The following is a 22,021-nucleotide window of genomic DNA, read 5'->3' as shown; positions in this document are numbered from 1 at the left end:
GCGTTCTGTGTGCTCTAACTCACCTGCTTGGCCAGTTGGAAATCCATGTATTCGTAAGCGATCTGGTGCGCCTGCCCGGTGTCGAAAGCATCTCCCGACAGCGCGCCGCGCAACCACAAACCGTCAATGAGGGCTGCCAGGCCACGGGCTGCACTGCGCGCATCGTCGAGCGGCAGTACGCGGCGGAACTGGCAGCACAGGTTGGAATACAGACGGTGATCGTTGATCCGCTGCAACCTGTGCAAAGACGGGTGGTGCATGCTGGTGGCCCAGAAGGCCAGCCAGGTTTTCATTGCCGGGCCATTGACCTGGCTGGCGTCGAAGTTGCCTTCGATGATCACCTGCAGATGCGCCCGCGGGCTTGCATCTGTCAGCGCCTGACGGCGCGCGGTGACGTTCTCGCTGAGGACACTCATCAGGTACTGCGCCGTGGCAGCGATCAGGCCGTTCTTGTCCTGAAAGTAATGACTGATGATGCCATTCGAGACACCGGCCAAACGGGCGATCAGCGCAATGCTGGCGTCCCCCATTCCGACCTGATCGACCGCCAGCAATGTGGCTTCGATCAACTGCTGGCGACGGATGGGTTGCATACCGACCTTGGGCATCTTGCACATCTCCTTAGGCCTTCCGGCAGACGTCAAACGACTACCGGCTTGAAGGCCAGTCTATTTTGTTTTGATTGAACGTTCAATCAACAAAGAATAAGATCTGCGACAAATCGTCGCTGCCTACAGATTTTCCCAACATGTAGCGGCGGAAAAAATGACTTCCGAAACTGCTCGAAACCTACGCGCTGTGGCGCTCCAGGGGTTTCGGGCTTTTTTCGGGGTGTCTTTATATCACCCGCCGGTCGGCTGCCCACTAACCGATTGGTCGGGTAACTCGTTTGCCTTGCGTTCTTCTCTCGCACTGCCCGGAGCATCTGTGCCATGAGTTCTGCCTCGCTAATAAAGACCCCACCGCAGAAGGTGTCGGTCAACGGTTGGGTGTTCTACACCTCTACCGCGTTGATTCTGTTGTTGACCGCCATTCTGATCATCGCCCCGCAAGAGGCCGGCAGAATGCTGGGTACGGCGCAAGCCTGGTTGTCCCGCAGCTTCGGCTGGTACTACATGGTGGTGATTGCCGCCTATCTGATTTTCGTCGTCGGCCTGGCGTTTTCGTCTTACGGCAAACTCAAGCTGGGCAGCAAGGACGACACCCCGGACTTCAGCTACGGCGCCTGGGCGGGGATGCTGTTCTCCTCGGGTATCGGCATCTCGCTGTTGTATTTCGGCGCGTCCGAACCGCTGGACCACTACTTCAACCCGCCGGAAGGCGTGGCCGCCAGTAACCTCGCGGCACGTCAGGCAGTACAACTGACGTTCCTGCATTGGGGCCTGCACGGCTGGGCGATTTATGCACTGGTCGGCTTGGCGGTGGCGTACTTTGCCTACCGCCATAACCAGCCGCTGGCGTTGCGTTCGGCGCTGTATCCGCTGGTGGGTGAGCGTTGGGTCAAGGGCGCGGCCGGTCATGCGGTGGACGGATTCGGCATGTTCGTGACCCTGCTGGGTCTGGTGACCAACCTGGGGATTGGTTCGCTGCAAGTGTCGTCGGGCCTTGAAAACCTGTTCGGCATGGAGCACAGCAACACCAACCTGCTGATCGTGATCATTGTGATGAGCACGGTGGCGACCATCGCCGCTGTGTCGGGCGTGGAAAACGGCATCCGTCGTCTGTCCAACCTGAACATTGTGCTGTTCAGCGGCCTGCTGATTTTCGTCCTGCTGTTCGGCCCGACCCTGCACCTGCTCAATGGCTTCGTGCAGAACGTCGGCGACTACCTGAACGGCGTGGTGCTGAAGACCTTCGACCTCTATGTGTATGAAGGCGACGCCGAGAAGTCCGACCGCTGGTTGGGCCTGTGGACCCTGTTCTACTGGGCCTGGTGGATTTCCTGGGCACCATTCGTGGGCATGTTCATCGCACGTATTTCCCGTGGTCGCACGGTGCGTGAAATGGTGGCCGGCGTATTGCTGATTCCGCTGGGCTTCACTCTGGCGTGGCTGTCGATCTTCGGTAACTCGGCCCTGGACCTGGTGATGAACCATGGGGCGGTGGAGCTTGGAAAAACGGCGCTGGAACAGCCATCCATGGCGATCTACCAGTTGCTTGAGCATTACCCGGCGTCGAAGGTGGTGATCGGCGTATCGATTTTCGTTGGTTTCGTGCTGTTCCTGACCCCGGCGGATTCCGGCGCGGTGATGATGGCCAACCTGTCGTGCAAGGGCGGTACCGTCGATGAAGACGCGCCGCACTGGCTGCGGATCTTCTGGTCGGTGGTGATCACCCTGGTGACCATCGGCTTGCTGTTCGCCGGTAACTTCGAAGCCATGCAAACCATGGTGGTACTGGCTGGTCTGCCGTTCTCGGTGGTGCTGGTGTTCTTCATGTTCGGCTTGCACAAGGCCATGCGCCAGGACGTGCAGATCGAACAGGAGCAAGCGGAACTGGCGGCACGCGGTCGTCGTGGTTTCAGCGAGCGTTTGACCCAGCTGGACCTGCAGCCGAGCCAGTCGGTGGTGCAGCGCTTCATGGACAAGCAAGTGAGCCCGGCACTGGAAGATGCGACGGCGCAAATGCGTGCTCAAGGCCTGCAGGTTCAGACGCTGCTGGGCAAGTCCAAGCGTTGCATGGGCGTGCGCGTCGAGATGGAAGAGGGCAACCCGTTTGTCTACGAAGTCAGCCTGGACGGTTACCTGGCCACGCCGACTGAATCGGCACAGTCCGATGAGGCGCGTCAGCGTTTCTATCGCGCCGAGGTTTACCTGCATAACGGTAGCCAGGACTACGACTTGATGGGTTTCACTCAAGATCAGATCACCCGTGACGTGCTCGATCAGTTTGAAAGCCATCGGCAACTGCTTGGCCGGGTTTATAGCTAAAGCTTGGGTCTGCGGTGTACGGAATGCACCGCAATCCCTGTGGGAGCGAGCTCGCTCGCGATAGCGGAGGGACAGTCAACACTCATGTTGAATGTTAAGCCCTCATCGCGAGCAAGCTCGCTCCCACAGGTTGTTCACCGTACATATGGGAGCGGGCTCGCTCGCGAAGGGGGCATCAGCAGCAAAGCTGTTTGACCCGATACCCCATAAACAAAAACGCCGCGATTCTCTCGCGGCGTTTTTGCATCTGTTGCCTTACCCCAGGTTCTTGCCGAGCAGTGCGTGATACAGCTCGCTGTCGCCCAGAATCCCCACCACCTTGTTGTTGTCATGCAGCACCAGCTTGTTGCCGGTCTGATAACGAATCTGCAGCGCATCGCGCATGCCGATGTTCGAGTCCACCAGGGTTGGTCGACGACCCAGGCCTTCAACGGCCTGACCCGGTATCCAGTTCTGCAAGTCCAGCGCAGACCCGTTCTGGCGAGCGCCCTTGATGGTGTTGCCTTCAGCCAGATCCAGCCACGAATCACCGCCTGGATCCAGGCACACCGAACCGTTGATGCGTTTGCAATTGTCCAGGGTGCGCATCAGGCTGCGGCCGCACAGTACGTTCAGCGGGTTGGTGTGGGCCACGAAGGTCCGCACGTAGTCGTCCGCAGGGTTGAGGACGATTTCTTCCGGTTTGCTGTACTGGATGATCCGGCCGTCTTTCATGATCGCGATGCGGCTGCCCAGTTTCAGGGCTTCGTCGAGGTCGTGGCTTACGAATACGATGGTCTTGCTCAGCTTGCGTTGCAGTTCCAGCAGTTCGTCCTGCAGACCCTGGCGGATCAGCGGGTCGAGTGCCGAGAACGGTTCGTCCATCAGCAGGATGTCGGCGTCCATCGCCAGGGCACGGGCCAGGCCCACGCGTTGCTGCATACCACCGGACAGCTCGTTGGGTTTCTTGTTGCGCCACTGGGTCAGGCCTACCAGCTCAAGCTTGTCGTCCACCAGTTTGCGTCGTTCCTTCTCGGGCCGACCCTGCATTTCCAGGCCGAAGCTGATGTTCTCGCGAACGGTCAGCCAAGGCATAAGGGCGAACTTCTGGAACACCATCGCGATGCGTTTGGTGCGCATCATTTTCAGTTCGGCCGGGCTGCAGGAGGCGATGTCGATCTGCTTGCCTTCGTGTTCGACGAACAACTTGCCACGGCTGACGGTGTTCAGGCCGTTGATGCAGCGCAGCAGGCTGGACTTGCCGGAACCGGACAAGCCCATCAGTACGCAGATTTCACCTTTTTCGATATCCAGGCTGGCTTTTTCAACACCGACGATCTGCCCGGTCTTTTTCAGGATCTCGTTGCGGGTCATGCCCTGATCCAGCAGCTTGAGCGCCTCGCGTGGATCTTTGGAGAAGATAACGTCAACGTTATCGAAGCGAATAATGCTCATGCGTCACCCCCTACCTTGGCGTCGGGTTGTTTGCAGATACGGTCGAGCATGATCGCCAGCAGTACGATCGCCAGGCCTGCTTCGAAGCCCAGGGCGATATCAGCAGTGTTCAGTGCGTTGACCACCGGTTTGCCCAAACCATCGGCACCCACCAGTGCCGCGATCACCACCATCGAAAGAGACAGCATGATGCACTGGGTGATGCCTGCCGCGATGCTTGGCATGGCGTGGGGCAGTTCGATTCGCGAGAGCAGCTGACGCCGGGAGCAGCCAAAGGCCTTGCCGGCGTCCATCAATTCTTCCGGAACATCGCGGATACCCAGGTAGGTCAGGCGGATGGGCGCGGCAATCGCGAACACCACCGTCGAAATCAGGCCCGGGACCACACCCAGACCGAAGAGGGTCAGGGTAGGAATGAGGTACACGAAGGTCGGTACGGTCTGCATCAGATCGAGTACCGGACGCATTACAGTATAGAACATCGGCTTGTGCGCGGCGACGATGCCCAGGGGCACGCCAATGAGCACGCAGACCAGGGTGGCGAACAACACCTGGGCGAGGGTTTCCATGGTTTCCTGCCAGTACCCCAGATTGAGGATCAGCAGAAAGGAGGCAACGACAAACGCGGTCAGGCCCCATTTGCGTTGAATGAAGTGTGCCAGTAGAGCGATCAGGCCGATCAGCGCCAGCGGGTTGAACCAGGTCAGCGCAAATGTCACGCCGTGGATCATCGTTTCCAGTGTCACGGCGATTGCGTCGAAGGTGTTGGCGCCGTGTTGCGTCAACCATTCAACGAAGCCCGAGATGTACTGGCCTAGAGGTATTTTCTGATCAATCAGCATGGTAGTGAACGTCCGCATGCAAGGAAATAAACAGCCCGGACGGCGTGGGCCGTCCGGCATAAGCGATGCTCCCTAATTCAAGGCGTCAGTTTGGCTTTCACGGCCTCCAGGCCCGGTTTACCGTCAATGGTGGTCACGCCAGCGAGCCAGGTATCGAGCACCTGTGGATTCTTTTTCAGCCAGGCCTTGGCGGCCGCGTCAGGCTTCATCTTGTCGTCCAGGATGTTGCCCATCAGTTCGCTTTCCATGTCGACCGTGAACTCCAGGTTTTTCAGCAACTGACCGACGTTGCTGCATTCCTCGGCGTAGCCCTTGCGGGTGTTGGTCGCCACGGTGGCGGCGCCAAAGTCGGGGCCGAAGAAATCGTCGCCGCCGGTCAGGTATTGAATCTTGAAGCGCTTGTTCATCGGGTGCGGCGCCCAGCCGAGGAAGACCACGGCGGTGTCGCGTTTCTGCGCGCGGTCGACCTGCGACAGCATGCCTGCTTCGCTGGACTCGACGACCTTGAAGCCCGCGTCCTTGAGGCCGAAGGCGTTCTTGTCGATCATCGACTGGATCAGGCGGTTGCCATCGTTGCCAGGCTCGATGCCGTAGATCTTGCCGTCGAGCTCTTTCTTGAATTTGGCGATGTCGGAGAAGTCATGCAGCCCCTTGTCGTACAGCGCTTGAGGGACGGCGAGGGTGTACTTGGCACCCTTGAGGTTGGTGCGCACGGTTTCCACTGTGCCGGCATCGCGGTAGGCCTTGATGTCGTTTTCCATGGTCGGCATCCAGTTCCCCAGGAACACGTCCATGTTCTTGCCATCGGCCAGCGACTTGTAGGTCACGGGCACGGAAATCATGGTGGTCTTGGTCTTGTAGCCGAGGGCGTTGAGCACGACGCTGGTCGTCGCGGTTGTCGCGGTGATGTCGGTCCAGCCGACATCGGAGAAGTTTACGGTACTGCACTGCGCCGGTTCTGCGGCTTGCGCCAGAACCGGCAGACTAAGCATGGCGGCCAACAACAACGACGGGGAACCTTTCATGGATGGACTCCTTGGTGTTTTTTTTGGCAGTGTTCCGACTGGACCACCGCACTTATAGGTTGCGGTTGGATGGCGTTCTGGAGACAGCTCTACCACGGCGCCTTGCAATCGAGTCGATACGATCATGTACCAGTGAAAATCTGACGCCTACAGGGTGCGTCGTATCCAGTACAGGGATGGTCGCATCCAGTGTCGGTGACGTCGTTTACAGATTTTTTCAGCCCTTTTTCCCGCTCTGAACCGCAAAAAAACGGCGAAAACACGGCGTAAAAGACACGCGGCGCTGGTGGGCATGAGTGCGTCGGTTAGAGACGTCGAACAACTGGATAAAAGCTTGATGATGCGGCCATCTCGGCGGATTGCAGCTTGAGCGTAGCAGCTCCGTCACCCTGCGCTTTGGCGTGCGCAGTGGGCCCATTCAGGAGTTCGGCAGTCATGGCTATCAGTGTTTTCGACCTGTTCAAAATCGGCATCGGCCCTTCCAGTTCGCACACCGTGGGGCCCATGCGGGCCGCGGCGTTGTTTGTGCAGGGCTTGCGCGAGCGGGGTCTGCTGGAACAGGTGCGGCGTGTCGAAGTCCAGCTGTTTGGCTCGTTATCGGCCACCGGCATCGGCCACGGCAGCGACAACGCGGTGATCATGGGCCTGATGGGCGAGTGGCCGGATGCGATCGATCCGTCGCAAATCGGCATCCGTATCCAGGCCCTGCGCGAAACCCACACGCTGTTGCTCGACGGTCGCCTGTCGGTGCCGTTCGTCTGGGCTCGGGACATGCGCCTTATCGACGAAAACCTGCCGTTCCACCCCAACGCCATGACCCTGATTGTCGAAGGCGATGACGGTGAATTGCATCGCGACACCTACTATTCGGTCGGCGGCGGTTTTGTCGTCGATGAGGCGCAAGCTTCCAGCGGTGTCGTGGATCTGGATCGCACCGTACTTCCTTATGACTTTTCCAGCGCCGCCGAGCTGTTGCAGCTGTGCAAGAAGCACAACCTGCGCGTGGCTGAATTAATGATGGCCAACGAGAAAGTCTGGCGCAGCGAAGAGGAAATCCGCAGCGGTCTGATGAAGCTCTGGCGCGCCATGCAGGATTGCGTCGAACAGGGCTTGAAACACGAAGGCATCCTGCCCGGCGGACTGAACGTGCGCCGCCGCGCGGCGAAGCTGCATCGCAGCCTGCAGGAGCTGAACAAACCTAACGTGATTGGCTCGACCTTGAGCGCCATGGAATGGGTCAACCTGTTCGCCCTGGCGGTAAACGAAGAAAACGCCGCCGGCGGGCGCATGGTCACGGCACCGACCAATGGCGCGGCGGGGATCATTCCGGCCGTGCTGCACTACTTCATGAAGTTCAGCGAGGCCGTGACCGACGCCAATGTCGTCGACTACTTCCTCGGTGCGGCGGCGGTGGGCATCCTGTGCAAGAAGAACGCCTCGATCTCCGGTGCCGAAGTCGGTTGTCAGGGCGAAGTCGGTTCGGCCTGCGCCATGGCGGCCGCCGGGCTGGCGGAAATCCTTGGCGCCACGCCAGAGCAACTGTGCAACGCGGCGGAAATCGGTCTGGAGCACAACCTCGGCCTGACCTGCGACCCGGTGGGTGGACTGGTCCAGGTGCCGTGCATCGAGCGCAACGCGATTGCAGCGGTGAAGGCGATCAACGCTGCGCAGATGGCATTGCGGGGCGATGGCCAGCACTTTATTTCGCTGGATCGGGTAATCCGTACCATGCGCGATACCGGTGCCGACATGCATGACAAATATAAGGAGACATCGCGGGGTGGGTTGGCGGTGAGTGCGGTGGAGTGTTGAGTCAGTAACACCGAGTCGCATTCTTCGCGAGCAAGCCCGCTCCCACAGGGGCACGCATTCCAAGTGTGGGAGCGGGCTTGCTCGCGAAGGGGCCAGACCAGTCAAAATTGCGCGTTAAGTGAACACCTGCAACAACACATGCCACCTTTTGGCGCGTCGCAAACAGGTAAATCATGACCTCAAGGTCAGGGATCGAAACCGACCCTGACCGCCCGTCACCCCGTGCCTGCGGTGACACTCTTTCCGGGATCGTTTCAGCCCTGTTCCCACAAGTGCTACCGAATTGCTCACCGCTCGTGAGCCGGGGCGCTTACCAGTCCTGATGGCCATTTAAATCCCCACATCTTGCAAGACATATATAGACACATTCCGACGTCGTTTTTAGGAGTTATTGAACGTGCATTCAAATTTAGGCACGGCAATTGCTCTGTCATTACAAAGCCCGTCTCCCACGCGAGAACGCCGGCAATAACAAGAGCCTCCGCCTGAGGCCATCACCCGCTTTGTGTGAGGAGATACCGCGATGACGACGTTCAACTCCGGGGCCCAACCCCAGAACCGTGCGCCTCAATCCATCGGCTTTCTGCTGCTGGACAATTTCACGCTGATTTCTCTGGCGTCCGCAGTGGAACCCCTGCGCATGGCCAACCAGTTGTCCGGTCGCGAGCTGTACCGTTGGACCACCCTCACCGTCGATGGCGGCCAGGTCTGGGCCAGTGATGGCCTGCAGATCACCCCCGACGCCTCCATGCACAAAGCTCCGCCAATGGACACCGTCATCGTCTGCGGCGGTATCGGTATTCAACGCACTGTTACCCGTGAACACGTGTCATGGCTGCAAAGCCAGGCCCGCCAGTCCCGCCGCCTCGGCGCGGTGTGCACCGGCAGCTGGGCCCTGGCCTGCGCCGGCCTGCTCGACGGCTTCGATTGCAGCGTGCACTGGGAATGCCTGGCAGCCATGCAGGAAGCTTTCCCGCGAGTGGCCATGAGTACCCGCCTGTTCACTCTCGACCGTAACCGTTTCACCAGCTCCGGCGGCACCGCGCCGCTGGACATGATGCTGCACCTGATCAGCCGCGATCACGGCCGTGAACTGTCGGCGGCCATTTCGGAAATGTTCGTCTACGAGCGCATCCGCAACGAGCAGGATCACCAGCGTGTGCCGCTCAAGCACATGCTCGGCACGAATCAGCCAAAACTGCAGGAAATCGTTGCGCTGATGGAAGCCAACCTCGAAGAGCCGATCGATCTCGACGAACTGGCCGTCTATGTCGCGGTATCCCGTCGTCAGCTCGAGCGCCTGTTCCAGAAATACCTGCACTGTTCGCCGTCGCGTTACTACCTCAAGCTGCGCCTGATCCGCGCCCGGCAACTGCTCAAGCAAACGCCGATGTCGATCATCGAAGTGGCATCGGTGTGTGGCTTCGTATCCACGCCGCACTTCTCCAAGTGCTACCGCGAATACTTCGGCATTCCGCCGCGTGACGAGCGCGTAGGCTCCAACACTACCCAGCAAGTGGCGATGATGCCGTTGCCGCAAGCCTTGGTGCTGTCGCCGTTGTCCGGGCCGTTGTCGGCGTTGAGCCAGGCGCGTAATGAGTCGACGTTTGCCAGTGTAAGGCTTTAAATCGAGGCGCCTTCAATCGCGGGCAAGCCCGCTCCCACAGGGCTTTGTGTCGAGCACAAAATTAATGCTCTGACTCAAAGCCTGTGGGAGCGGGCTTGCCCGCGAAGGATTTTTATCGGCCTGTGTGGCTCTGCTGATACTCCGCCAATGCCGGCAACAACTGCTTGTCGATCGCTTGGCGCACCGCCGGCAGGATGGTCGCGCTGCTGGTGTACATCTGCTTGACCATGGTTCGCAGTGTCATCGCCCGTACATCGTTCAAACCCCGTACTGCACACTCACAGGCCTGCTCGGCGGTGGCGCCGGTGGGCACCTCGAATCCCAACGACTTGAGCTGGCCCAACAGGTCTTCCTGGTCTATCAAATCGGCGTGCATCATGACGCAATCCTTCTTCAGGGAACGGTGTCGTGGCTCGATTCTGGTAGGGCCACGCAGTAGCGGCAAGGGCGAATTGTCGCAATGGCCGCAATGGCTATGAACAGGTCGTTTTCGACTAACTTGCCGTTTGGAGGAGTGGGCACACTGGGCTCAGCTCGCTTCACGAAGGTTTGGTCACCCTCGCACGGCAGCTCCTCAACAGTACCCTCTGCCTCGATCCTGTCACGGCTTGATCGGGGCTTTTTTTGTCTGTGAATCAGTGGGTTTTGTGTCGATTAATAGACCGCTTTCGCGAGCAAGCCCGCTCCCACAGTTGACCGAGTCCCATCAGGGGAATGCGGTCGAATGTGGGAGCGGGCTTGCTCGCGAAGAACGATGACGCGGTCTAGCGTTGCAACACCAGAATCCGCGACAACAACTCATCCCGGTCGACATAGCAACCCTGGAAGTGCCGCGCCCCGGTGGCGGGGTCGAAGGCGTTGCGGGCGTGCAGGGTGCGACGGTTGTCGAAGCACCACAGCTCACCGGGATTGAGCCGCTGCATCAAGCGAAACCGGGGTTCGCGCGTCATCGCGATAAAGCGCCGGTAGGCGTGATAGAGCTTGGGCATCTGTTCCACCGAAGTGTCGAACGGCCCGCGCAGAAAGTTCGCCATGCGGATTTCCGATACCTGCCCCAACGTGTCCAGGGCAATGATCGGCGCGAGGCAGCGGTAGTCGCTGTGGCGGTCCTTGTTGCGAAACTCCACGGGGATTTCGCAAAGGCTTTTGAATGACTCCGGGTCTTCGCGACGCAGCGCATCGGCGATGGCAAACCCGTCGACAAAAATGCTTTCGCCACCCTCGGCGTCATTGACCAGGCAATGCAGGAATTGCAGCCCCGGTTGCAGCTCTCGGGTCGGCAAATCACTGTGCAGCGGCAGGTTGAAAGCGGTGTAGGCGTTGCTGTCGGCGTCGGCTTTGGATTGCACGTTGAACAGCACGCCGAAATTGCTCTCGCGGATGAAGGAAATCCGTTGCGCGATCAACTTCAGAGAGCCGGGCTCGGTGGGCACGCCACGAACCTGGGTCAGGCCGACATCGCGAACCGCCAGCAGCCATTGCAGCAACGCCTGCGGGTCGTTCATCAGTGCTTGATATTCGAATACCGGCAACTGCAAATCGCTGTGCCAGAGCCTGGCTTTGGGCTTGCGTGCCAGGCGTTCGGCGCGGGATTCATCGTCATAGGCGTGAGCGCGCAGCCAGCCGGGATCGAAGCGACTGGCGTGGCCATCCTGCCAATCCACCGACAGGCAACCTTCGGTGTCGATACGGGCGTTATCGGGCATCAGGTCTTGAGCCACATCGACGATTTCCAGCACTTGCTCGCGGGTCATGGTGTAGACGCACTGCGGGCACGGGCAGTTATCCCGCAGCCATTGATGGTGGAAAGGGCTGACGCGATCGTCGGCCCACTTCACCAGAACCCGGTCCGCCAGTGTCTGCACGCCAGTCAGCGCGCTGATCAACGGATAGGTACGAAAGTCGGCAAATGCAGCGGCGGTGTTCATGGCGATCTCCTTGTTATTTTTTTGGGGGTAATGCGATCACTCGGCCAATGTACCCGGGCGTTGGCAGGTCCACCTGTTCGGCGACGATGGCTTGCAGCCGATTCAAGGATTGTTCGCTGAACGGGGCCGAGCGCGGTCCGGCGAGATCCACGTGCAACAGCATCTGTTCGTTGCCTGCAAGCTCCTGGGCATCACCGACCCGATGCAGGCTGTGATAGAGGTGCAGGCGTTTGCTGTCGTGGGCAATGATTTGGGTGTGCACTTCGACTTGGGCGTCGAGTTTCACTTCGTGCAGATAATTGAGGTGCAGTTCGAGAGTGAACAGCGAGTTGCCGCTGGCTTCCCGGTTGTCGCTGTCCAGGCCCAGGCGATCCATCAGGGCATCGGTGGCGTAGCTGAAAATCAGCAGGTAGAAGGCGTCGCGCAGGTGGCCGTTGTAGTCGACCCAGTCGGGGATGATGGTGGTTTGGTAGGTGGTGAGGGTGGGCATGGTTTCTGATCCAATTTGTGTGGTGACTGGACTGCCGCTATCGCGAGCAAGCTCGCTCCCACAGTGATTTGCAGTGTGAATACAATCTATGTCACTCAGCAGATCCCCTGTGGGAGCGAGCTTGCTCGCGATGGGGCCAGTGCTGCTGGCCCCACAGCCTGGGCTTACTCGCTGAAAGCCATCCCATGCTTCTCTTTGGTGGTCTTCACCGCCTCGAGCACTGCCAGCAGGCAGTCATCACGATAGCGCTCCAGTGCCGAAATGCTGTGTTTTCCCAGCTGATCGCTGGTGCCCTCGACCACGTCGTCGATCAGTTTGTCGGTCAATTCCGGCGCCGGCAGGTAAGTCCACGGCAACTGCAACGCCGGGCCGAACTGCGCCATGAAGTGACGCATGCCGGCATCACCACCGGCCAGGGTGTAGGTCAGGAAGGTGCCCATGAACGACCAGCGCAGGCCCGCGCCAAAGCGGATCGCATCGTCGATTTCACCGGTAGTCGCCACGCCGTCGTTGACCAGGTGCAGCGCCTCACGCCACAGCGCTTCGAGCAGGCGGTCGGCGATGAAGCCCGGCACTTCCTTGCGCACGTGCAACGGGCGCATCCCCAGGGATTCATAGACTTTCATCGCCGCTTGCACGGCTTCGGGCGCGGTGTTTTTACCGCCGACCACTTCGACCAGCGGCAGCAGGTAAACCGGGTTGAACGGGTGACCGACCACGCAACGCTCCGGGTGTGTGGCACTCTCGTAGAACTCGCTCGGCAACAGACCGGAGGTGCTGGAGCCGATCAACGCATTGGGCTTGGCTGCCGCGCTGATTTTGCTGTGCAGGTCCAGTTTCAGTTCAAGGCGTTCCGGGGCACTTTCCTGGATGAAGTCAGCGTCGCGAACGCATTCTTCGATGGTTGCGACAAAGCGCAGGCGATCCTGCGATGCACCCGGCGCCAGGCCTTGTTTCTCCAATGCACCCCAGGCGTTGGCGACGCGTTTGCGCAGGGCTGCTTCAGCACCGGGAGCCGGGTCCCAGGCCACTACGTCCAGGCCATGGGCGAGGGCGCGGGACACCCAGCCGCTGCCGATGACACCGCTGCCTAGGGCGGCGAAGGTTTTGATTTCGGTGATAAAGCTCATGGTCACGTCCTGAATAGTTCAAAAAACCCTGTGGGAGCGGGCTTGCCCGCGAAGAGGCCGGTACATCCGACGAATCTTCAGCGGTAGAACCACCGCTTTCGCGGGCAAGCCCGCTCCCACAGGGTTGGGTGTAAGTTCTATTAACCGCGCTGGGTCAGGCCCATTTTCTTGCGGCCTTCAGCGGGGGTGAGCACGCGGGCACCAAGGCGGCTGAGGATTTCCGTGGCGCGTTCGACCAGTTGGCCGTTGGTCGCCAGCACGCCCTTGTCCAGCCACAGGTTGTCTTCCAGCCCTACCCGCACGTTGCCGCCGAGCAACACCGCTTGCGCCGCCATCGGCATCTGCATGCGACCGATACCGAAGCCGGCCCAGACCGCGTCGGCCGGCAGATTGTCGACCATGGCTTTCATGGTGGTGGTGTCCGCCGGCGCACCCCACGGGATGCCCAGGCACAGCTGGAACAACGGGTTGTCGAGCAGGCCTTCCTTGATCATCTGCTTGGCGAACCACAGGTGACCGGTGTCGAAGATTTCCAGCTCGGCCTTCACGCCCAGCTCTTGAATGCGTTTGGCGCCAGCGCGGAGCTGGGCCGGGGTAGAAACGTAAATGGTGTCGCCGTCGCCGAAGTTCAGGGTGCCGCAATCGAGGGTGCAGATTTCCGGCAGCAGTTCTTCGACATGGGCCAGACGAGTCAGCGGGCCGACCAGATCGGTGTTCGGGCCGAATTCCATCGGATTTTCGCCGGCACCGATTTCCAGGTCGCCGCCCATGCCGGCGGTGAGGTTGACGATGATGTCCACGTCCGCCTCGCGGATACGCTCCATCACCTCGCGATACAGCGCCACATCACGGCTGAACTTGCCGGTTTGCGGGTCGCGCACATGGCAGTGAACCACGGTGGCACCGGCCTTGGCGGCTTCCACGGCGGCAGCCGCGATCTGTTTTGGGGTGACCGGCACGTGTGGGCTTTTGCTGGTCGTGTCGCCAGCACCGGTGAGTGCGCAGGTGATGATGACGTCGTGGTTCATTTGGCGGTTCCTTACAGGCGAGTTTTTGGTTTTGGCCAGGCGTGGTGATCCCGTTCGCAGCCCCTTGGGGCTGCGAACGGTGGTGGGTTCGGGTTTATTTACTGGTCAGTTGCAGGTTTTCAGCGGCCGGTTTGCCATCGAAGGTGGTGACGCCTTCAAGCCAGCGTTTTTTGTCCTGCGGGTGATCCTTGAGCCATTGTTTGGCCGACTCGAAAGCGTCCTTGTGATCCAGCAGTGGCTGCATCATCCGGCTCTCGTCTTCGGCGGTGAACGTCAGGTTGCTCAGCAGGCGACCGATGTTCGGGCATTGCTGGGCGTAAGTCGGTGCGGTGACGGTCCACACGGTGGCCTTGCCTTCGTTCGGGCCGAGGGCGTCGTCGCTGCCGGTGAGGTAGGTCATTTTCACGTTGACGTTCATCGGGTGCGGCGCCCAACCGAAGAACACCACGGCTTCGTTGCGACGCACGGCGCGATCCACCGCGGCGAGCATGCCGGCTTCGCTGGACTCGACCAGCTGGAACTTGCCGAGGCCGAACTGGTTCTTGGAGATCATCGCCTTGATCTGGGTGTTGGCGCCCGAGCCAGGCTCGATGCCGTAGATCTTGCCGCCCAGTTCTTTTTCGAACTTGGCGATGTCAGCGAAGGTTTTCAGGCCCTTGTCGGCGAGATAGGTCGGCACGGCGAGGGTCGCGCGGGCGTCTTGCAGGCTTGGCGCTTCAAGCACCTTGACCTGTTTGGCATCGACGAACGGGGTGATGGTCTGGGTCATCAGCGGGTTCCAGTAACCGAGGAACAGGTCCAGACGCTGGTCGCGGATCCCGGCGAAGATGATTTGCTGGGAGGCGCTGGTTTGTTTGGTGCTGTAGCCGAGGCCATCGAGCAATACCTGGGTCATGGCACTGGTGGCGATCACATCGGTCCAGTTCACTACACCCATGCGCACGTTCTGGCATGCGGCGGGTTCGGCGGCCATGACACTGGCGCTCAGTAACGCGGTACCACTGAGTGCAAGAACACAGCTGCTGATCAGTCGTTTCATTCTCAGGTTCCTCGGCAGTTCGTTTATTGTGAGTTCCGGTGTCTGATGCGCCGGTGATGCCAAGTTACGCAGCAAAGCACCGATGAAAGCGCACTGCGGCGACCAGCTCTTGCACTGCAGCGACCTGCGCTCTTGAAAGCCGCCAGCAACTGGCGTATCAACATCCCTACGCTGCCCGCCCTCTCGTTACCTGGCCTCTTGTTACCTGCTAAGCGAGTGCGCTCCATGTCCCAGGATTTCTATTTCTTGTTGATGCCGGGTTTCTCGGCCATCGGATTTATCTCGGCCATCGAGCCGTTGCGGGTCGCCAATCGCTTTCGCGGCGAGCTTTATCGCTGGCATGTGCTGAGCGCCGATGGCGGGGCAGTGCTGGCCAGCAACGGTATGTCGGTCAACGCCGATGCGGCGCTGGAGCCGCTGAAGAAAGGCGCGACCTTATTGGTGGTCGCCGGCTTCGAACCTCTGAAATTCGCCACCCCGGCGCTTGAGCATTGGTTGCGCCGACTGGACAACGAAGGCGTGACCCTCGGCGCCATCGATACCGGCAGTTTCATCCTCGCCGAGGCCGGTTTGCTCGAAGGCCATCGCCTGACCCTGCACTGGGAAGCCATCGACGCCTTCAAGGAGTCATATCCGCAGCTCAGCGTCACCCAGGAACTGTTCGAGATCGACCGCCGGCGCATCACCTCCGCCGGTGGTACTGCCTCCATCGATTTAATGCTGGATCTGATCGCCCAGGCCCACGGCCCGGAACTGGCGATCCAGGTCAGCGAACAGTTCGTACTCGGCCGCATCCGCCCGCGCAAAGATCACCAACGCATGGAAGTCGCCACGCGCTACGGCATCAGCAACAAGAAGCTGGTGCATGTGATCGGCGAGATGGAGCAGCACAGCGAACCGCCGCTGAGTACGCTGGAACTGGCGGAATCGATCAAGGTGACGCGGCGGCAGTTGGAGCGACTGTTTCGGTTGCATTTGAACGACACGCCAAGCAATTTCTATCTGCGGTTACGCTTGGAAAAAGCGCGGCAGTTGCTGCGCCAGACGGACATGAGCGTGCTGGAGGTGAGTATTGCCTGCGGGTTTGAGTCACCGTCGTATTTTACCCGTAGCTACCGGGCTCGATTTGAGCGGTGCCCGCGGGAGGATCGGCGCGGTGTTGGCGCTCAAGAGCGCATCGGTGCGCCGCAGCCCCCTCCCACAAAGGCACCTGTCATTTAGTGAGCATCCCGAGACCTGAATTGGAGGACCAGAGCACTCAAACTGTCTGCATTGTGCGTGGTGATTGCTATTTGCGCATTCCACGCCTGACTTACTGGCGACCGGGGTTCATTTTGTGCGCGGAGGATGTGCTTCAAGAATGCAGGTCGGTTCTTTTCTTTGATTTTTGATACGTCAGGCGCATTTGCGGCAATCGATAGAGACTTCTCAAGTGCCGCTTTTATATTGGCGTCAATTGCCTCTGCTGTATCGTCACGTGATGAGTCAGCAAATAAATACCAGAAGTCTTTTGTCTTCGCATGAACATGACTGAGTTCGTGAAATATTGTCGCGGCGTTACGTGGTGGGGATTGTTGGCGGCCCTTGAGGTTCAAATAGACAACATCCATCTCCTGAGACTTGGACTTTTTCCGTACTGCCCTCTGTCCAGGCTTGAGTGGGTTATTTTCGGTAAAGACAAATCGATCACCACTGGCTTGATCCGATACTGCACCACGAAGGATTTTTTTTAGTTTGCTCCTGGCCACATTTGCAGCGATCTTCAGATGTTGTTCATCCATGCTTCGGCCGTATATATTCCTTAACTTTTCCTGCGTCGAAGGTGCCAGGTCTGGACTGCTGAGCGATGAAAGCGCATTTTTTGTGAAGTCAATCATCGCTGAGTAATCGTTCTGGAATTCGCGCCGCTGCTCGTCAGGCAGGTCTCTGACTCGTCGATAAAGTATCGCTTGTCCGGCGGCGACCATTTTCCTTTCGTATTCATTGACGGGCTCAACCGGTGCAAGCCCCTGGCTGTCCTTGAAGCGCAATGGATTGTTCTGAACCATCCGGTAGCGGTTCAAACCATCGATATCACCCGCCGGATCCGGGTTGATCCAGCGCTGTAACCAGGGTGCGTAGTAACGAAGCCCGTAGTAATAAAGCCCGGTGGCATCCCGTTCCTTTCCGGAGTATCGGAGTGTCTTGTAGCTGGCCTCGGTTTCACTTCGGGCGAGCCACCAGGCGGTGCCGCCAAAGGCGTAATAACCCTCCTGGCTGATCAGCGCGGCATCCTCGTCCAGTTCCAGCGTGCAGGATCCAAGGTGATCGCCCAGGCTGTAACGAATCTGGTCGTTGGCGATGCCTTCGGGCGGGTCTTCGTACCAATGCAAAACCCGCGCGTTGCAATCTCCAGCGTCAACATTCACGACATACCGTACTTCTTCGCGACCGTTGTAATGGATCTCCAACCCGGGCAGATAACGCACTTCTGTGGTTAAGGTTGCAGATTTTGTCTTGCGATGGAGTACCTTGCGTAGTCGCTGGCCGTGGCCGTCATATCGATAGAGTTCATCATCATTCGGTTCATCGTGTCTGGTGACCTGAATGACCTCGCTGAGTTGATTGCGACTGTCCCAGTGCATGATTTGTGCGCCAGGGGACAGGATCAACAAGTTGCCGTTGCTGTCGAAGCTCTTGATGAAGTCCGGCTCGCCTGTCTGCGGTTTAGGCAAGCTTCGGTTACTTGAAGGCTCGCTCACCATCTCACGGGTGTAACCTCGAAGGCCCTCATGGATGAGGGTTTGCAGGTTTCCTGCGGGATCATATGAGAATGTCTGTTTGTAACTACTTGTCACTGTCGATTGCGACGGGCGCGTTAAGGGACCCTGGCTCGCGGCAACGGATTCTCGACCGCTTGCCTCTATCAGTTGAGAAAGCGTGTCATACCGATAGTCGTTGGCGGGGTCAGTACGCTGGTTCCTGAAGTAGCGTATCGCTGCGACCGAGTCCCGGATCCGAGTGATATTGCCGACAGGATCGTAGGTGTAGGCAAGGTCCTGGAGAGCATGGCCTGAACGGCTTGAGGTGAGTTGCAACAGGCGATCGTTTTGAAGGTCATAACGGCGAGTTGTCGTAACACCATTGCCGGCAGTTTCGTGCTCGATCTGACCACTGACGTTGTAGCGCCTGTTACTGAGTAGCGTTTTGTCCGGCAGATGCCTGCGTTTGAGGGCTACCTGTATGAGCTGGCCTGCGATGTCATAGCCCAATAGCCTTTGGTTGTCCCGAGCATCGGTCTGGGTCACCAGGTTGTCCAGGGCATTGAAACGCCATTGGGTGGTTTCACCTTCGGCTTCGAGTTTGCTGTCGCGGTCAGTCAAGCGCTCTGGCCAATTGACTGCGGACAGCTCGTTCATGAACTGTCGGGATTCGCTTAACCGAGTGCCCGCGAGGCTGTATTCCTCGAGATGCAGACAGCCAGCCGTGTCGTCGTGGCGAATAAGGCGTCCGCACTGATTATGTGGGCTGTACTCGGCGCCGCTGTCGGCATAGACCATCCGCTCAGTCGTGGCAGAGGCGGCGTTGACAGCTTGCTCTGAGATGGCGATCGGGCGTAACAGGTTGTCGTACTCGATCTGACGTTGATTGTTCCGACCATCCCACTCGAATCGAAGCTCGCCGCTGGCGCCCGGCAGTCTTGCTTTCCAGCCGCCATCAACACTGCTGTTCAGTAATGGTTCGCCGGAGAGGCCGTACACCATGGTCAGATTAGGCTTGCCTTGCGTTGCCCATAGATGTGGGTCCCAGCCGGCGCTCAGGTGTCCGTTCGTGCTGTAGGCCTGACGGGTAATGCGCGGTTCCGGCGTTTCGTCCGGATGTGCGCGATAGTAGGCCACGCTGCGAATCTCATGGTGGCGTGGGTCCTGTGCCATCAAGGTTGGGGTGGAGCGGTGTAGGTTGGCGGCCATATGATCGTTGAGCGCTGATGGAAGATGCCCAATGTATGCGCCGCTTTTGCCGGATTGACTACTGTCAGAAATAACAGGTGCCGAGCTGATTTACTTCTTCATCAGCACCGAACACGCCACCTTGTACGCCTCATGCTGATACTTGTTCAGCGTCCCCGGCAGTTCGAAATTGTGCTTTTTAGCCTGGGCATTGATGGTCTGCGGAGACAGCAGCGTCACCTCGCAATTCTCCAATAACTGGAAAACCCCTTCGATCTTGAACGTGGTCGGCCCACCGGCGAATTCGCCTTTCTTGCTGCGCTTTTTGATCGCGATGCGGTCGATGGAGTTCTCCCGGACAAACGAAGCGACCTGGGCTGCGAACACTTTGACATTGGCGGCGTCATCGTCATCATCCAGGGCAATTTTCTTGGTGGCGAGCGCGACATGGCTCAGCGCCTGACCGTCCAGCGTGGCCACGGCGATGATCGCTTCGCTGCCTTTGATATCGATGCCGCAGACTTTCATGTTGAATCCCTTTACTGGCTGAAGCGTGCAGCTTACAGCTCAAGTTGGCTGGCGAATGGATCATTCCTGCCCAATCGACTCCAAAAACTCCGACCGTTCATCACTCATCCGCGCAATGCAATCGTTCTGGGCAATGGTGAACGCCTTGCTGCCACCGGTGGCCGGGAAGGCTTCGACGGCGCAGTCGGCATCCCGGGTCTTCAGCCATTGCTGTTGGGCGGCCTTGAGCTTGGCGGTGATGTCGGCCAGTTGCGACGGGTTTTTGCCGTATTGCGACTGCATGCGGTCGGCCAGGCCCTGGAGGTTTTCCTTTAGCAGGTCTTCGGCGCTGGTTTTGCTGAAGGCCGAGCACTCGAGGGTCTGGACGTCGTTTTCGACTTTATCGCACGGGTTGTCGTCGGACTCCTGCGCTGCGTGTACGCCGGTCGCAATCAATGCCAAAGCCAGAAGGATGGATTTCATTCAGGTCGCCGCTCTATTCCAGTGATGCAGCGAATTCTGGCCCAAGCCGAGGGCCTTGAACAGGTCGCTGAATAGGCCAGGAGACGACCCTTTGTCGCGGATTGACGCTTTCGGCAAACCCCCTGTCGTTTTTGCACCCGGTCGCCGAGGCACCGAGGCATATGCTGGCCCCAAAGCGCCGGCAGACGATTCGGCGCATGAATCGCTAATAAGGGGACAGCCTGATGAGCCCAGCCGAATTGCACGCCGACAGCATCGTTATCGACGGGCTGATTATTGCCAAGTGGAACCGTGAACTGTTCGAAGACATGCGCAAGGGCGGTTTGACCGCAGCCAACTGCACCGTGTCGGTGTGGGAGGGCTTTCAGGCTACCGTCAACAACATTGCCGCGAGCCAGAAGCTGATCCGCGAGAACAGCGACCTGGTGATGCCGGTGCGTACCACTGCCGACATCCGCAAGGCCAAGGAGCAGGGCAAGACCGGCATCCTCTTCGGCTTCCAGAACGCCCATGCCTATGAAGACCAGATCGGCTATGTCGAGGTGTTCAAGCAGCTCGGCGTCGGTATCGTGCAGATGTGCTACAACACCCAGAACCTGGTGGGCACCGGTTGCTACGAACGTGATGGCGGCCTGTCGGGCTTCGGTCGCGAAATCGTCGCCGAGATGAACCGCGTTGGCGTGATGTGCGACCTGTCCCACGTCGGCTCCAAGACTTCCGAAGAAGTCATCCTCGAGTCGAAAAAGCCGGTCTGCTACTCCCACTGCCTGCCGTCGGGGCTCAAGGAGCACCCACGCAACAAGTCCGATGAAGAACTCAAGTTCATTGCCGACCACGGCGGCTTTGTCGGCGTCACCATGTTCGCGCCATTCCTCGCCAAGGGTATCGACTCGACCATCGACGACTACGCCGAAGCCATCGAGTACGTGATGAACATAGTCGGCGAAGACGCCATCGGCATCGGTACCGACTTCACCCAGGGCCATGGCCAGGACTTCTTCGAATACCTGACCCACGACAAGGGCTACGCCCGCCGCCTGACCAGCTTCGGCAAGATCATCAACCCGCTGGGCATCCGCACCGTGGGCGAGTTCCCGAACCTGACCGAGACCCTGCTCAAGCGCGGCCACTCCGAGCGAGTGGTACGCAAGATCATGGGCGAAAACTGGGTGAACGTCCTCAAGGACGTTTGGGGCGAGTAAGCCACTGCACCTCTGAATCCTTTCCCCCGGCCGCCCGCGCCGGGGGCAACACAAAAATTTTTCTGGAGTTAAGTTTCCATGGCCAAGATCGCCCCGCAATTGCCAATCGAAGTCGACAGCGAGACCGGTGTCTGGACGTCCGACGCCCTGCCGATGCTGTACGTGCCACGTCATTTCTTCGTCAACAACCACATGGGCATCGAGGAAGTGCTGGGCGCTGAAGCCTATGCCGAAATTCTCTACAAGGCCGGCTACAAGTCCGCCTGGCACTGGTGTGAAAAAGAAGCCGAATGCCATGGCCTGGAAGGTGTCGCGGTGTTCGAGCACTACATGAAGCGTCTGTCGCAGCGCGGCTGGGGCCTGTTCAAGATCCAGGACATCGACCTCGACAAAGGCACCGCCAGCGTCAAGCTCGAGCACTCGGCGTTCGTCTATGTGTACGGCAAGGTCGGGCGCAAGGTCGACTACATGTTCACTGGCTGGTTTGCCGGCGCGATGGACCAGATCCTCGCCGCTCGCGGCAGCAAGATCCGCACCGTGGCCGAGCAAGTCTACGGTGGCTCCGAAGAGGGCCACGAAGACGGCTTGTTCATCGTCAAGCCGTTGTAAGTCGAG

General features: G+C 59.2%; 19 protein-coding genes. 6 read left to right on the top strand and 13 right to left on the bottom strand.

Annotation, left to right across the window (positions count from 1 at the left end):
• Positions 1-14: 14 nt before the first annotated feature.
• Positions 15-608: a transcriptional regulator BetI gene (betI, locus tag KSS91_RS26775; protein WP_007975486.1), complete on the bottom strand. Its 594-nt coding sequence runs from the start codon at positions 606-608 to the stop codon at positions 15-17.
• Positions 609-989: 381 nt separating this feature from the next.
• On the opposite strand from betI, the gene KSS91_RS26770 reads away from it, so the two are divergent.
• Entirely contained in the window at positions 990-2,930 is a 1,941-nt protein-coding gene (locus KSS91_RS26770) for a BCCT family transporter (RefSeq protein WP_225923779.1), read from the top strand.
• Between the two features lie 255 nt (positions 2,931-3,185).
• Here KSS91_RS26770 and choV read toward each other — a convergent pair whose 3' ends face one another.
• The 3 genes from choV to KSS91_RS26755 all read right to left on the bottom strand — a co-directional run bounded on the left by choV (position 3,186) and on the right by KSS91_RS26755 (position 6,231).
• A complete protein-coding gene (gene choV / locus KSS91_RS26765; RefSeq protein WP_015097151.1) occupies positions 3,186-4,364 on the bottom strand; it encodes a choline ABC transporter ATP-binding protein in 1,179 nt (392 codons plus the stop codon).
• Positions 4,361-5,206 carry a choline ABC transporter permease subunit gene (choW, locus tag KSS91_RS26760; RefSeq protein WP_041474967.1) on the bottom strand — a complete coding sequence of 282 codons (846 nt, stop codon included), beginning with the start codon at positions 5,204-5,206 and terminating at the stop codon, positions 4,361-4,363. Before choW ends, choV begins: the two co-directional genes overlap by 4 nt.
• Positions 5,207-5,283: 77 nt before the next feature.
• Complete coding sequence (locus tag KSS91_RS26755; RefSeq protein WP_217836575.1) at positions 5,284-6,231, bottom strand: choline ABC transporter substrate-binding protein; 948 nt, start codon at positions 6,229-6,231, stop codon at positions 5,284-5,286.
• Between the two features lie 435 nt (positions 6,232-6,666).
• On the opposite strand from KSS91_RS26755, the gene KSS91_RS26750 reads away from it, so the two are divergent.
• Complete coding sequence (locus tag KSS91_RS26750; protein ID WP_007995657.1) at positions 6,667-8,043, top strand: L-serine ammonia-lyase; 1,377 nt, start codon at positions 6,667-6,669, stop codon at positions 8,041-8,043.
• 523 nt (positions 8,044-8,566) lie between these two features.
• Positions 8,567-9,670 carry a choline metabolism transcriptional regulator GbdR gene (gene gbdR / locus KSS91_RS26745; RefSeq protein WP_007975492.1) on the top strand — a complete coding sequence of 368 codons (1,104 nt, stop codon included), beginning with the start codon at positions 8,567-8,569 and terminating at the stop codon, positions 9,668-9,670.
• A gap of 112 nt (positions 9,671-9,782) precedes the next feature.
• Here the strand turns inward: gbdR and KSS91_RS26740 are convergent, their stop codons facing one another.
• The 6 genes from KSS91_RS26740 to KSS91_RS26715 form a co-directional block, all read right to left on the bottom strand.
• Positions 9,783-10,049, bottom strand: coding sequence for a hypothetical protein (locus KSS91_RS26740; protein ID WP_007995656.1), 267 nt, complete (start codon positions 10,047-10,049; stop codon positions 9,783-9,785).
• A gap of 385 nt (positions 10,050-10,434) precedes the next feature.
• Positions 10,435-11,598 carry a gamma-butyrobetaine dioxygenase gene (locus KSS91_RS26735; RefSeq protein WP_217836574.1) on the bottom strand — a complete coding sequence of 388 codons (1,164 nt, stop codon included), beginning with the start codon at positions 11,596-11,598 and terminating at the stop codon, positions 10,435-10,437.
• Between the two features lie 13 nt (positions 11,599-11,611).
• Positions 11,612-12,088, bottom strand: coding sequence for a thioesterase family protein (locus KSS91_RS26730; protein WP_217836573.1), 477 nt, complete (start codon positions 12,086-12,088; stop codon positions 11,612-11,614).
• Positions 12,089-12,252: 164 nt separating this feature from the next.
• A complete protein-coding gene (locus KSS91_RS26725; protein WP_102700688.1) occupies positions 12,253-13,218 on the bottom strand; it encodes an L-carnitine dehydrogenase in 966 nt (321 codons plus the stop codon).
• A gap of 140 nt (positions 13,219-13,358) precedes the next feature.
• Positions 13,359-14,246, bottom strand: a complete 888-nt coding sequence (cdhC, locus tag KSS91_RS26720; protein ID WP_007975497.1) for a 3-dehydrocarnitine:acetyl-CoA trimethylamine transferase CdhC — start codon at positions 14,244-14,246, stop codon at positions 13,359-13,361.
• Between the two features lie 94 nt (positions 14,247-14,340).
• Positions 14,341-15,285 (bottom strand): choline ABC transporter substrate-binding protein, encoded by a 945-nt coding sequence (locus tag KSS91_RS26715; RefSeq protein ID WP_217836572.1) that lies wholly within the window; start codon positions 15,283-15,285, stop codon positions 14,341-14,343.
• 225 nt (positions 15,286-15,510) lie between these two features.
• Here KSS91_RS26715 and KSS91_RS26710 point away from each other — a divergent pair, with 225 nt between their 5' ends.
• Positions 15,511-16,506 (top strand): GlxA family transcriptional regulator, encoded by a 996-nt coding sequence (locus tag KSS91_RS26710; protein ID WP_217836571.1) that lies wholly within the window; start codon positions 15,511-15,513, stop codon positions 16,504-16,506.
• Here KSS91_RS26710 and KSS91_RS26705 read toward each other — a convergent pair.
• From KSS91_RS26705 to KSS91_RS26695, 3 genes are all read right to left on the bottom strand, one after another.
• Positions 16,503-19,163 (bottom strand): RHS repeat-associated core domain-containing protein, encoded by a 2,661-nt coding sequence (locus KSS91_RS26705; protein WP_217836570.1) that lies wholly within the window; start codon positions 19,161-19,163, stop codon positions 16,503-16,505. The genes KSS91_RS26710 and KSS91_RS26705 overlap by 4 nt on opposite strands.
• Before the next feature lie 162 nt (positions 19,164-19,325).
• A complete protein-coding gene (locus KSS91_RS26700) occupies positions 19,326-19,742 on the bottom strand; it encodes a DUF3010 family protein (protein WP_217836569.1) in 417 nt (138 codons plus the stop codon).
• Between the two features lie 60 nt (positions 19,743-19,802).
• Positions 19,803-20,204 (bottom strand): lysozyme inhibitor LprI family protein, encoded by a 402-nt coding sequence (locus tag KSS91_RS26695; RefSeq protein ID WP_217836568.1) that lies wholly within the window; start codon positions 20,202-20,204, stop codon positions 19,803-19,805.
• A 224-nt stretch (positions 20,205-20,428) separates the two neighbouring features.
• On the opposite strand from KSS91_RS26695, the gene KSS91_RS26690 reads away from it, so the two are divergent.
• Both KSS91_RS26690 and KSS91_RS26685 read left to right on the top strand, forming a co-directional pair.
• Positions 20,429-21,406 carry a dipeptidase gene (locus tag KSS91_RS26690; protein ID WP_015097138.1) on the top strand — a complete coding sequence of 326 codons (978 nt, stop codon included), beginning with the start codon at positions 20,429-20,431 and terminating at the stop codon, positions 21,404-21,406.
• A 78-nt stretch (positions 21,407-21,484) separates the two neighbouring features.
• Positions 21,485-22,015 (top strand): DUF5943 domain-containing protein, encoded by a 531-nt coding sequence (locus KSS91_RS26685; RefSeq protein WP_007975505.1) that lies wholly within the window; start codon positions 21,485-21,487, stop codon positions 22,013-22,015.
• Positions 22,016-22,021: the final 6 nt, after the last annotated feature.

It is taken from the genome of Pseudomonas azerbaijanorientalis (assembly GCF_019139795.1).
GTDB lineage: Bacteria > Pseudomonadota > Gammaproteobacteria > Pseudomonadales > Pseudomonadaceae > Aquipseudomonas > Aquipseudomonas laurylsulfatiphila.
The sequence above is the reverse complement of the archived record's forward strand: the minus strand, read 5'-3'. Positions and strand labels throughout refer to the sequence as shown.